Genomic DNA, 13,305 nt, shown 5'->3' with positions numbered 1-13,305 from the left:
CATCAAAATATTAACCAAAAAATTATAACATTCGCATGAAAAAGAACTTTACATTATCAATTATGTGTTTTTTAATGGTGGCTTCCGTTTTCGCTCAAGATCGAAGATGTGCTACTATGGAAAACCTAGAATACAGAAAGCAATTAGATCCACAGTTGGAGCAGCGAATGACTGAAATAGAAAATTTCACACAAGCAAAAATCCAAGCATTAGAAAACAATAGTAGTGCATATCGAGTAGATGGTAGTATCATTACCATTCCAGTAGTGGTACATGTGTTATATACCAATAGCACAGAAAATATTAGCGTTGCACAAATACAATCGCAATTAGATGTTTTAAATGAAGATTTTAGACGTACCAACCCAGATGCCGATAATACGTGGTCTCAAGCCGCAGATACGCAGATTGAATTCTGTTTATCTACTGTAGATCCAAACGGAAATACAACAACAGGTATCACTAGAAAATCAACTACAAGATCCGATTGGGGGGCTAATGATGATGCTAAGCGTTCTTCTTCAGGAGGGATTGATCCTTGGAACACTGCCGAATACCTTAATATGTGGATTGTACCAAAAATGACTACGACTTCTGGCGGACAAACAATTAATCTTTTAGGTTATGCGCAATTCCCTGGAGGTTCTGCTGCAACAGATGGTTTAGTAATGATTTACAATGCTTTTGGTCGCACAGGAGCAGTAAGTTCTCCGTATGATGGAGGAAGAACAACTACACATGAAATAGGACACTACTTTAATTTACGTCACATTTGGGGAGACTCTAATTGTGGTAACGATTTTGTAAGTGATACACCAACACATCAAACGTCTAACTATGGTTGTCCAACTGGGCAAACTTCTTGTTCTTCTACAGATATGGTTGAAAACTATATGGATTATACCAATGATTCATGTATGAACTTATTTACACAAGGACAAAAAACAAGAATGCGTGCAGTGTTAGAAGCTGGAGGTGCAAGACGTACTTTAGCATTATCAGATAAATGTGGAGGAGGAACAACGACACCAACTTGTACAGATGGTATTCAAAATGGAACCGAAACAGGAGTAGATTGTGGAGGATCATGTGCACCATGTCAAACAGGAACGCAATATTGCGATTCGCAAGGTAACAATGCAAATGATGAGTATATTTCTAGAGTGCAAGTAGGTACTATTAATAATACTTCTGGAGCACAATTATATACCGATTTCACTAGTGTTTCTACTAATTTAGATTCTGGTTCTAGTTATACATTAACAGTAACACCAGCATGGACAGGTTCTACATACAGTGAAGGATATGCTGCTTGGATTGATTATAATGATGATGGTGATTTTACAGATGCTGGAGAGCAAATATTTTCTTTAGCGGCATCATCAGTAACATCAGCAAGCGGTTCATTTACAGTGCCAACAGGAACGGCAAGTGGAGATAAAAGATTACGTGTTTCTATGAAATATAATGGTGTACCAACATCTTGTGAAGCTTTTTCTTATGGAGAAGTAGAAGATTATACCGTAAATATTTCTGCAGGAGTAGCAGATACCGTGAAACCAGTGATTACCTTAACAGGAAGTGCAACGATTAACTTAACGGTTGGTGATACGTACAGTGAGTTAGGTGCTACAGCTACAGATAATATAGATGGAAACTTAACTTCTAGTATCGTAACTACAGGAACTGTAAATACAAATACTGCAGGTACCTATACCAAAAACTATAATGTTAGTGATGCAGCAGGTAATGCAGCAGATCCAGTATCTAGATCTGTAGTGGTAAGTCCAGCAAGTACTACTGGATGTTCTGGAGCTATTTCTTCATTCCCTTATAACGAAGGTTTTGAATCTAGTTTTGGAGCTTGGACCCAAGGAACTGGAGATGATTTTAACTGGACAAGACAATCTGGTGCTACACCTTCAAGTAACACTGGGCCATCTAGTGCATCAGAAGGTTCTCAATATATTTTTATGGAGTCTTCTTCTCCTAACTACTCTACAAAGAGAGCTATTCTAAATTCTCCTTGTTTTGATTTAAATGGAGAATCTCAAGCTACTTTTACCTTTGCATACCATATGTATGGTACTACAGCAATGGGAAGCTTAGCTGTAGAAGCAAGTAGTAATAACGGAAGTTCTTGGACAAGTGTTTGGAGTGCATCTGGAAATCAAGGAAATGCTTGGGAAACAGCATCTGTAGATTTATCTGCGTATGCAGGAGGAACTGTGCAACTACGTTTTAATGGTGTTACAGGAACCACATGGCAAGGAGATATGGCAGTAGATGCTGTAAGCTTATCTACGTCAGGTGGCTCAACAGGTACTAGTACAGATGTTTCATTATCTATTACTTTCGATAATTATCCAGAAGAAACATCTTGGACAATCACAGATGGTTCTAATAGTGTAGTAGCATCCGGAGGAACGTACGGAAATCAAGCAGATGGTTCTACATTAAATATTAGTGAAACACTACCTGCAGGATGTTATTCCTTTACAATTAGTGATGTTTATGGTGACGGTATTTGCTGTTCTTACGGAAACGGATCTTATTCTCTAACCGATGGAGGAAACGTATTAGTAAGCGGAAGTTCTTTTACTAGCTCAGAAACAACAACCTTTTGTGTTGGTGGAGCATCAAGCGCTACGTACAGTTATGTTGCAAGTACCGTAGAGACTTTAGATAATCAGTTTAAACTGTATCCTAATCCAGTGAAGCAAACGCTTAATGTAAGTCTAATCGGATTAGAAGCGCAAAGTTTCGAGATTAAAAACTTGTTAGGACAAACCGTACTTCAAGGTAGATACACCAATAGCATTAATGTTGCTAAATTACAAGACGGTATGTATGTTTTACAATTGCATATTGGAGAGAAAACAAAAGTTAAAAAGTTTATAAAACATTAAATAATTAATCCTCAGAATTAGTTTTTTTAAAGTCCAGAGTGAAAGCTCTGGGCTTTTTTTTATGTTAATATTTTTAATAAATAGAAGCTGTTATTTTATGTTTTGGGCAAATTTTTTTGAAGAAAAAAACCAGGCTCTCGGCAGTCGCTCTCTGTGAGGAGCTCCAACAAAGCCTCCATCCTTTTTGCGATACTAAACTAAATATGAATAATCTCGTTATCATGAAGTAAATCATCTCCACGAAGTCTTAAGAAGATTTGTGCCACTGCAATCGTATCCTTTTCACAGTAAACAACAATTCTATCTATTTCTTTTTCCTGGTAATATACTCGGTACACCTCACTACCATCAATATCATCTTTGGGAGAAGGGATTCCTAAAACATTGGTTAATAATTTTAAAGAAGTATAGGTTTTATAGTCGCCAAATTTCCACAGTTCTAGCGTATCTAGATGTGGTACTTCCCAAGGTTTTTTACCAAATAGATTTAGTTTGTATGGTAATTCAATATGATGAATAATCATACGTCTAGCAATGTACGGAAAGTCAAATTCCTTCCCGTTATGCGCACAAAGCAAATGTTTGGCTTGGCTAAAATGCGAAAGTATTAAGTTTTTAAAGTCTTTTAAAAGTTTAGGTTCTTCGCCATAAAAGGAAGTAACTCTAAAAGTTCTTACGTCATTTGTTATAGAAAAATAGCCAACAGAAATACATACAATTTTACCAAACTCCGCCCAAATTCCTGCGCGATCATAAAATTCTTCGGCAGTAAATTCTTCCTTTCTTTGGTAACGTGATTTGGCATCCCAAAGTTCTTGTTTCGTTTTGTCTAGCTCTGAAAATTTTTCCGTTTCCGGAACCGTTTCAATATCTAAAAACAATATGTCTTCCAAGTTCAGTTTACTAATCATGTTTTCTTTCCGCGAAAGCGGTATTTTTTTAATTATTCAACATCTTATAGGCTTCTTCAATATACAGCGAAATATCATTTGTGTACGCTCCAATTCCAGCATCCGGAGATTTCTGGTGTCCTAAACGCACAATAATAACATTGTCTTCTGGTTGCACAATTACATATTGTCCTAGATGTCCACGCATCATGAAAAAGTCTTTTCCGTTTTGGTTTTTAAGCCACCAACCATAACCGTATTCTGGACTAGCAGGAAAACGAGGTTTTAAAGATTTTGCTACAAAAGTAGAATCTAATATCTGTTTTCCATTCCATTTTCCGTGGTCTTTGTATAGTTTTCCAAAACGCGCAAAGTCTTTCGCATTACTTGCAATACAACAATATGCTTTTACCAAATCATGATCTTCACTGTCTACTTGCCAAAGCGTTGCATTTTCGCTTCCTAAAGGTTTCCAGAAACTTTCGGTTAAGTACGTATATAATTTTTTTCCAGTAGCCTTTTCTATTACCATGGCAAGCATTTGCGTGTCGCCACTTGCGTATTTAAAAGCCTTTCCAGGAGCTGTAACTACTTTTAAACCATTCATAACTTTCGCTAAGTCATCATCAAAATACGCACGTGTTGTAATTGATAATGGCGAATAGTACGCTTCATCCCAATTGGTTCCAGATGCCATACTACTTAAATCACCAACCGTCATTTTTGCTGCTTCACCATCACAAAATTCAGGTAGAAAGTCGCAAACAGGTTGGTCTAAACTTTTAATATAACCGTCTTTAATTGCTTTTCCCATTAAGCCAGAAACATAGCTTTTTGCCATAGAAAAGGAATTGGATTTAGAGTCTTTATTGTAACCATCATAATAGTTTTCAAACCAAACGCTATCGTTTTTAATAATTACGTATGCGATAGTTCCCCAGTCTTTATTGGCTTTTTGTAAAGATTCTGTTTCTGTTACCGTATTATAGTTTTCATGGTTTGGCCAAGGTTGAGGTGTGTCGTTTTCTATAACTTGGTTATCAAATCTTTTATAATCATCTAAAAAAGCTGTGGTATAACCGCGCATATAAATAGTACGAACCGCTTTTATTAGATAATCGGTATCTGTGATGTATAAGATAGCAACAGCTAAACCTATTACGATAACTAAGAATTTTAATATTTTTTTTAAAAATTTCATAATGCTTTACAGTTTATAAATATAGAATATTTTCTCTAAAAAAAGAAATGTGAGTTATTATTAAAAAAGGCTGTGTTGTTTATACGGACTTTCGTGTTCTAATAGCCATTGTTTTCGTTGTAATCCTCCAGCGTATCCAGTTAGACTTCCATCACTGCCAATAACACGATGGCATGGCACGATAATCCAAAGTGGATTTTTACCATTGGCATTTGCTACCGCACGAATGGCCTTTACATCGCCAAGTTGTTGGGATAGCTTTAGGTATGAGGTGGTTTTACCATAAGGAATGCTACGCAATTCTTGCCAAACACGTTTTTGAAAATCGGTGCCTTCTGCGTTTATTTTAAAATCGAATTGTTTGCGTTCTCCTTTAAAATATTCTTGTAGCTGTATGACGCATTCCTCTAGTTCTTGGGGAATAATGTCGGTTACTTTTTCTTCAGATTCCAGATTTCGCTGTAATGATAGCTTATCTGTTTCTTCTTCGAAGCGTTCTATATGATTTAAAACGGTTACGGATGCAATACCATCAATATCACCCATTATTTTGGTGAAACCTAAAGGGGTTTTGATAATGCATTCTTCCATGGTTATTCTGGACTGTTATCTTCTATGATACCTAGTTTTTTTGCACGTGCTTCCCAGCTTTTTCTTGCAAGACTTTGTAGATCGCTTACGTTATCGCTTTCATCCATAATTTCCATACCTAAAAGGGTTTCTATTACGTCTTCCATGGTTACAATACCACTTACGCTACCATATTCATCTACCACTAAAGCCATGTGATTTCTAGTTTCTACTAATTTTTCAAATAGCGTCGGTATTGGTAAGTTTCTTTCTACAATGATAATGTCTCTTTTTAATTCGACTAACTTTTTAGAACCATTACCTAAAGCCATTTCTTTAAATATTTCGTCTTTTAAAACAAGTCCTTTTATGTTGTCTTCTGTTTCCGAATATACTGGGATTCTAGAAAAACGAAGGTTCATATTTCTATTAAAAAAATCTTCTACAGTGGTTTCTTCGTTTTCCGATTGCATCACCGTACGTGGTGTCATCACGTTTTTAGCAAATACTTCTTTAAAGGTTAAAAGATTTTTAATGATTTTACTTTCGTTGCCTTCAAAAACACCTTCTTCATGTGCCATGTCTGCCATGACTAGAAAACCTTCTCTACTTAAAACGCTTCCGTGTCCTTTACCGCCAATTAGCTTTGTGGTTAGTTGTAAAACCCATAAGATCCCTGTCCATTTTAAAGGAAAGATTAATACAAGTAATGCTTTAGATGTAAAATTAGATAAGCTTTTCCAGTAGGTAGCACCAATGGTTTTAGGTATGATTTCGGAAGCTACTAATATTAATAAAGTCATTATTGCCGAAACAACACCAACGGTATTAATACCAAAAAACTCTAATTTATATGGTAGTTTTTCTGCTTGAATACCAACCATCATGGCACCTAAAGTATGTGCAATGGTGTTTAATGTTAGTATTGCTATAAGCGGTTTATCTACGTCTTTTTTTAGTGTTTCGAGTGTAGTTGCATATTCTTTACCTTCTTGTTTTTTTACATTTATAAATGTTGGAGTCACACTTAAAAGTACTGCTTCGAGTATAGAACATAAAAACGAAAAGAAAATAGAGATTGTTGCCCAAAGAATTAGTGCAGTCATAAAGGATTTTATTTTTGGCTAATTTACAAAATCCTATCTATAATAATAGAACTCTTGATAATTGGTTAGTTAACTTTTTAAAAGTAGTAAAATAATTAAATCTAATGGTTGTATATAGCTTTTATTTATTATTCGAATCATTCGATTTAAAAAAAATAAAACAGTAAAAAAGGCATTCAAGTGGAGTGTTTTATTCCTTTTGTGTGTCTTTTTGGTTTTAAGAAAAATAAATCAGTATATTTTGCTTAATAAACTGTTAATCAATATTTTAAAACTTATTTTTAGCTTTCAAATTTCGGTAAATACCAAAGGTATAAGCTTTTATTACAGTATTCCTATTTATATATTAGACTGGAGTTAACTAACCGAATTAATTAATTTAATCTTATTTGTAATGAAGAAAATTACCTTTTTATTAATGATGCTATTAAGCATCACAGCTTTCTCTCAAGTAGAGATTGTTGAAAACTTTGATAGCACAGCAGATTATACGCTTCCTTCTGGATGGACATCAAGTTTGAACCCATTTAGTAGTGATGCATATACTGTTGTTCCTTACGAACAATGTGGAGGGACAGGGAAAAGTATAGCTACAGGGGCTAATAGTGACTTTGGTCCTTCACCGTGGACAATTGAAAATGTTTTAACAACTCCAAATTATACTGGTATTACAAACAATACAGACTTAACTGTAAGTTTTTCTGTAAATGTATTTGAAAAAACAGGGCCTTGGCCACCTGTAAGTTCATATGCACCTATAGGGGATTGGGGTTCTGTAGCTCTAGAATATTCTATAGATGGAGGTGCTACTTGGATTCCTGGTGTTACAGTAGATAATTCTACTTTGACTTATGTGGACACCGAAACATGTACAACAATACCTGCTGCAAATCTTGGACAACTAACAGCTGGTACCGATTTTCAAGCTCGTTTTATTACAAATCTAACAAATATAGATCCAGGACATTTCTCTCTAAACGTTGTTTTAGATAATGTTTCAATTACTCAAGTTGCTACTACAGCACCAAATTGTGATGCGTCTCTTATATCTCCTGTAGCTGGTTCTAATACTACAGATTTAAATGATACTATGACCTGGCAAGCAGCAACAGGATTACCTACAGGATATACTGTTTCTATAGGTACAAGTTCTGGAGCTACTGATGTATTAAATGCAGTAACCACTACAGAAACTGCTTATTCATTTGCTGGTCTTGGACTAGCTTATGGAACGGAGTATTTTGTTAATATTGTACCTTTTAATGGAATAGGAGATGCAACAGGATGTACAGAAGAAAGTTTTACGACACGTTTAGCACCAATTGAAGGAGCAACATGTTCTAATCCTATTATAATTTCAGGGCTTTCGCCATCATCGCCATATCTTGGATTTGCAGATGACACAGCTAACTATGAAAACAATATTAATGAAGGTCCTTGTGGAGGATATTCAGGTGCATATTTAGGTGGTTATGATGTGTTTTATCAAATTACACCTGCTACAGATATATCTATAAACATTGAACTTGCAAATATTGTAGGTAATGGAGCTAGTATTCATATAACAGAAGGTTGTATAGATTCTGCAACAGAATGTACTGCTTATGTTGGTGTTTATAGTGGGGCAACTAGAAATTTAGATAATGTAGTATTACTTGCAGGACGTACTTATTTTATTGTATTGAGTAGTTCTGGAAATGACACTTCTTTTAGTTATGACCTTTTACTTATAACTCAAAACAGCTGTATTAATCCTGAGTTCACATTAGCACCAGTTTCAGATTGTACAACGGGTGAATTTACAATTGATGTGGACGTAACTTATATGGGAGACGCTTCAACATTAACATTAACAGATAATTTTGGTAATTCAAACACAAACATTAATGCTATAGGGATTACAAACTTTGGTCCATATACTAGCGGAACTACTGTAGAATTTACGTTAACAAGTAATGATGATAATACCTGTTCTTTTGAAGGGTCTACGTACTTCTACTGCCCACCTGTAAATGATGATTGTAACGATAATATTTCATTAACTGTAAATACAGATGGGTCATGTACTATTTTTACTAGTGTAACCAATGCAGGAGCAACAGAATCTGCTAGCAACCCAGTTAGCTGTCTTTATACGAATAATAATGATATTTGGTTTAGCTTTGTAGCTACAAGTGAAACGATCATTTTAGAATATTTAAATATTACTGCGGCTATTGGATCTGGAGGAACAAATCAAGCTACTGAATTATTAGAAGGTAGTTGTGGAGCGCTTACTAGCCTTGGTTGTTTCAATAACAATAGTACGTATACTACATTCTTTGATTTAACAGTAAATAATACGTACTACATTAGAAACAGTTCTATAAGTGCTGGAGATTATGCGCAAAACTTTGACATTTGCTTAAAAGCGGCTCCAACTGTTCCTATAAATGATGACTGTTCTGGCGCTATTGAGATATCAGCATCTTCAGATGACCAATGTAATAACCAAATAACTGGTACTACAGTTGGTGCCACTGTATCTGTTGATAATTCATGTAATAATGAATATAGCACATTAAGAGATGTTTGGTATGTATTTACGCCAACTAATAGTGCGTATTATGAATTTTCTTATGAAAAATTAGATCCAACTATCGCATCAAACTATACTATTTACGAAGGAACTTGTGGTGCTTTAACATCATTAAGTACTAATTGTAATAATAATTCAAGCCAAACTTTATATTTAACTAGCGGTGAGAGCTACTCCATCATGGTGAGATCTTCGACTACTAATCCTGGAACAGGTTTTAACTTATGTGTATGGGAAGTGTTAGATGCGCAGGTTAATAGTAATTGTTCGGATTCCATCGTTTTATTAGAGTCTTCTGACTTTAACGGTAATAACACGATGTCAGGAAATCTTGAAGAAGCATATTATTCACCAGAAGGATGTGCAAGTGGTTCTAATGAATCTGTTTGGTACAATTTTACACCACAGTATACCGGATTGCATTATTTTGAATTTGCAAGAACATCTGGATATGCTAATTACACTGTTTATAATACGGATGATTGTTCTCAAGCAGAAACTGCTGGATTTGTTACTGGTATTACAAATTGTTACAATTCTGATACTACATCAGTAGAATTAGTTGCTGATACTACGTATTTAGTAATGGTATTTGCATCTGGTGCAGCAGAATTTGATTTCTTTGCTTACCCAGACCCTTCTTTAAGTGTAACATCAAATACTTTTGAAACATTTAATTATTACCCTAACCCAGTTGTAGATTCTTTTACAGTAGAAGCTAAGAATACAATTTCAAGTGTAAGTGTTTTTAATATTGTTGGTCAACAAGTGCTTATGGCTAGTCCAAACAGCATAAAATCTACAATCAACATGGAAGAATTAAAGGATGGTGTGTACTTTGTTACAGTAACTATTGATGGTTCTCAAAAAACAATTAAAGTTGTTAAAAAATAACCCTTTATAATTATTTGATTAATAGCAAATCAATAAACACGGACAATAGATTTTATTCTCTTGGCCGTGTTAAAAAATATATAGATAGTTTATTTAACTTGATATATTTTAAGTACTCTAAAAAGAGTAGTTTTTTTCAGAAAGGAGCAGCTGTAATGGCTGCTTTTTTTATGTTTTATAATAAAAACAAAGTAAGTCTTAATACTTTTTATCAGTAATCATAAAATAAAAAAAAACAGATTATAAATAAGTTCAGTATATTTAATCTTTTATAGTTTTCATGAAAAAGACTTAAATTATGGGTTCGAAAACTATATTTGTATTTAATTTATAATACAGTATGCTTTTTGACAAATAAAAAAATACATCATTATTTTAAAGAATTTCTGTTAAATAAGACTTTAGTTATTACTATTATTAGCTTTTTGCTATCCATAAGTTTTTATTCACAGGAGAATGATCTTGCCTTAAAATCAGAAGAACTTATTTATTCAAACCCAGATGAAGCTATTAAAATAGCGAGTCACATTTTAAATACTAGTCCAAAACTTCAAGAAAGAGTTGTTGCTAATTTACTATTATCTAAAAGCTATTTAGTAAAAGGAGATTGTAATAATGCTACTATTCATGCCTTTGATAATAGTAATCAATTAGAAGAGATTGATATCCATAAACGAATAGAAAACAATATATTTAGAGCTACACTATTAAGAAAGCTATATCTAGATAGACAATCTAAACAATACCTAAATAAAGCGATTCTACTTACTTCCAAATTAGAATCTGAAAAAGATCTGTATGAAAGTCATATTTACTTAGAACAAATAAATATGCTTCTGGATAGATTTAATTCCAACGAAGCAATTACAGCTATTACAGAGGTCGAAGCTAAATTTAAAAACTTTTTAAAGAATAATTCTATTGAAAACAGAGCCTTTATTCTAGCAAAAGAACGTGCTTTTAGCAGCCTTTCTAAATACGATTCTGCTTTTGTTTACATTGATAAAACACTAGACTTAGTAGACTCTTCGCAAAACAATAATCTTCATGAAAAAGCCATAATTTATAAAGAATTAGGACACTTATACTTACAAAAAAAAGATTACCAAAAAAGTGAAGAAACCCTTTTTATAGCATTACGCTTTGCCGAAATATTAAATAATCCGTTTCTGTTAGAACAAATAAATCGAGATTTAGCCATCAGCTATTTAGCGTCTAACCAAAGAAATAAACACAAGACGTATAACGATGAGTTCTTGGTTTTAAATAATACCATCGAACAAATAGAACAAGAAGCGGTAAATACATTTTATAATATTACAAGCGGACAACAGGAAAAGCAATTACGAATCGAAAAGTTAAAATATACTAACTACCTATATGTAACTTTGGCTGCAGCTCTATTTTTTATAGTTATTGGTGTTTTTATATTATTAAAAAAGGAAAACAAAAAAAAGCGTTTAAGAGAGATTATTAATTATTTAGAAGTAAGTAGAAATAACTTTATAAAAATTAAGCCGGTTAAAAAACAAACTTTTAAAAAAATAGCGATCCCCAAAGAAACCGAACAAAATATTTTACAGAAACTAAAACGCTTTGAAAAATCTCAAAAATATTTAAATAATGATATGTCACTTGCTGTATTGGCGGGGCAATTTGAAACTAATACAAAATACCTGTCTGAGATAATTAACAAGCATTATAATGACAATTTCAATACCTTTATAAACAAACTTCGTATTAATTATATTATTGAAAAATTAAAAACCGATTCAAATTATATGAATTATAAAATTAGTTTTTTAGCCGAAGAGAGTGGTTTTAGTACACATAGTAGTTTTGCAACGGTATTTAAAACAATCATTGGTATGCCACCAGCAACATTTATAAACCTGTTAAAAACGGAAAGAGAAGAATTAAAAAAAAATAAGGAAACTAAATGATAATAAAATTTAAATATCACCTTCTTTTTTATGTGTTTATTCTAAGTGCAGTTTCTATTCATGCAGATAATTTTCAGAAAAAGCAAATAGATAGTCTGTTAGCAGCAGGTACTAAAATTGTTTATGAAAACCCTGATAAATCTATTGAAATTGCGCAATCCATTTTTAATAGTACCACATACTCCATAGAGTCAAGAACTCGTGCTTTAATTTTAGCATGTACGGCATATACTTCTAAAAGAGATTATAAAAAAGCTTTAGAACATATTATCAAAGCCAAGGAATTCTCAAGTAAAATAGATAATAAAAACCTTAAAATTCAAATTCTATTTATGACAGGGCTTCAATATCAGCAACTCAAGATATTTGATAAGTCCATAGAATATATGGAGGAAATAGAAAAGGAATCACTAACGTATCCTGTTAGAGATTCTGTTGGTAAAATTTTAGCAGATAGTTATTTGGTGAAAGGGTTTATTTATAAGGATAATCTAAATTGTGATATCGCATTAGAATATTTTAAAAAAGGGATCCTTGAATATGAAAGGCTGGGATCTAGCGTGCATAACCAAAGTATTGGGCATTACAATAAAGGGAATTGTTATATCATTCTCTCAGACTATGACAATGCAAAAGAAAGCTTTAATAAATCTATAGAACTTGCTAAACTTGAAAATGCTAGCAGTTTGGTGTCTTTTGCAGAAAAAGGTTTGGCAGAAGTATATACCTTAGAAGGTAAATACGAAGCTGCTATTTTGTTGTTACAATCCGCACTAGAGAGAGCTAAAAATGTGGGAGATTTGGTGTTGAATTTAGGAGTCTACAAAGGGCTTTTCGAAAATTATTTAGTCCTTGACGAATCCGATAAATTTCAGAAGTATTATGAGCTATTTTCAAAAACACAATTAGATATAAAAAAATCAGAACGAAGCTCTGTTAGCGATTCCATAAAAGAAAATTCTAAAAACTTAAATGAAGAGATAAACCAAATTCAATCGCAATTTAAAAACCGATTTAAATGGTTGGTTTTATTAATTTTTATCTTCATCATTATTCTCTTTTTTATAGAAAGAAAGAATAGAAATAGTATCAAAACACTTCAGAAAAAGGTAGAAAGCCTCCAAAACACTAAATCTTTAACAGATCTTCAATAAAAGGATTAAATCGGGTATTAATCACTGTCTATCAGTGAATTACAGTCTTTTTTTATCTTT

At 33.2% G+C, this 13,305-nt stretch carries 8 protein-coding genes; 4 read left to right on the top strand and 4 right to left on the bottom strand.

From position 1 onward, the window contains the following. The first annotated feature begins 35 nt into the window (after nucleotides 1-35). The gene (locus AMD28_RS18890; RefSeq protein ID WP_083478280.1) at nucleotides 36-2,909 is read left to right on the top strand and encodes a GEVED domain-containing protein; all 2,874 of its coding nucleotides are present in this window, start codon (nucleotides 36-38) and stop codon (nucleotides 2,907-2,909) included. Between the two features lie 197 nt (nucleotides 2,910-3,106). On the opposite strand, the gene AMD28_RS10360 is transcribed toward AMD28_RS18890, so the two are convergent. Genes AMD28_RS10360 through AMD28_RS10345 form a run of 4 tightly spaced genes read right to left on the bottom strand, consistent with a single transcriptional unit; the run spans nucleotide 3,107 to nucleotide 6,676 of the window. Further along, the gene (locus AMD28_RS10360) at nucleotides 3,107-3,820 is read right to left on the bottom strand and encodes a 3'-5' exonuclease (protein WP_055444044.1); all 714 of its coding nucleotides are present in this window, start codon (nucleotides 3,818-3,820) and stop codon (nucleotides 3,107-3,109) included. A 28-nt stretch (nucleotides 3,821-3,848) separates the two neighbouring features. Beyond that, nucleotides 3,849-5,000: a serine hydrolase domain-containing protein gene (locus tag AMD28_RS10355; RefSeq protein WP_055444043.1), complete on the bottom strand. Its 1,152-nt coding sequence runs from the start codon at nucleotides 4,998-5,000 to the stop codon at nucleotides 3,849-3,851. A 60-nt stretch (nucleotides 5,001-5,060) separates the two neighbouring features. Next, complete coding sequence (locus AMD28_RS10350) at nucleotides 5,061-5,591, bottom strand: methylated-DNA--[protein]-cysteine S-methyltransferase (protein WP_055444042.1); 531 nt, start codon at nucleotides 5,589-5,591, stop codon at nucleotides 5,061-5,063. Nucleotides 5,592-5,593: 2 nt separating this feature from the next. Then, nucleotides 5,594-6,676, bottom strand: a complete 1,083-nt coding sequence (locus AMD28_RS10345; RefSeq protein WP_055444041.1) for a CNNM domain-containing protein — start codon at nucleotides 6,674-6,676, stop codon at nucleotides 5,594-5,596. Nucleotides 6,677-7,070: 394 nt separating this feature from the next. Here AMD28_RS10345 and AMD28_RS10340 point away from each other — a divergent pair, with 394 nt between their 5' ends. The 3 genes from AMD28_RS10340 (at nucleotide 7,071) to AMD28_RS10330 (ending at nucleotide 13,245) form a co-directional block, all read left to right on the top strand. Then, nucleotides 7,071-10,148 carry a T9SS type A sorting domain-containing protein gene (locus AMD28_RS10340; RefSeq protein WP_055444040.1) on the top strand — a complete coding sequence of 1,026 codons (3,078 nt, stop codon included), beginning with the start codon at nucleotides 7,071-7,073 and terminating at the stop codon, nucleotides 10,146-10,148. A gap of 347 nt (nucleotides 10,149-10,495) precedes the next feature. Then, the gene (locus AMD28_RS10335; protein WP_055444039.1) at nucleotides 10,496-12,091 is read left to right on the top strand and encodes a helix-turn-helix domain-containing protein; all 1,596 of its coding nucleotides are present in this window, start codon (nucleotides 10,496-10,498) and stop codon (nucleotides 12,089-12,091) included. Further along, nucleotides 12,088-13,245 (top strand): tetratricopeptide repeat protein, encoded by a 1,158-nt coding sequence (locus AMD28_RS10330; protein WP_083478279.1) that lies wholly within the window; start codon nucleotides 12,088-12,090, stop codon nucleotides 13,243-13,245. The genes AMD28_RS10335 and AMD28_RS10330 overlap by 4 nt, the downstream gene beginning before the upstream one ends. The last annotated feature ends 60 nt before the right edge of the window (nucleotides 13,246-13,305 follow it).

This window comes from Lacinutrix himadriensis (assembly GCF_001418105.1).
Lineage (GTDB): Bacteria > Bacteroidota > Bacteroidia > Flavobacteriales > Flavobacteriaceae > Oceanihabitans > Oceanihabitans himadriense.
This window is presented reverse-complemented; position numbering and strand designations above follow the sequence as displayed.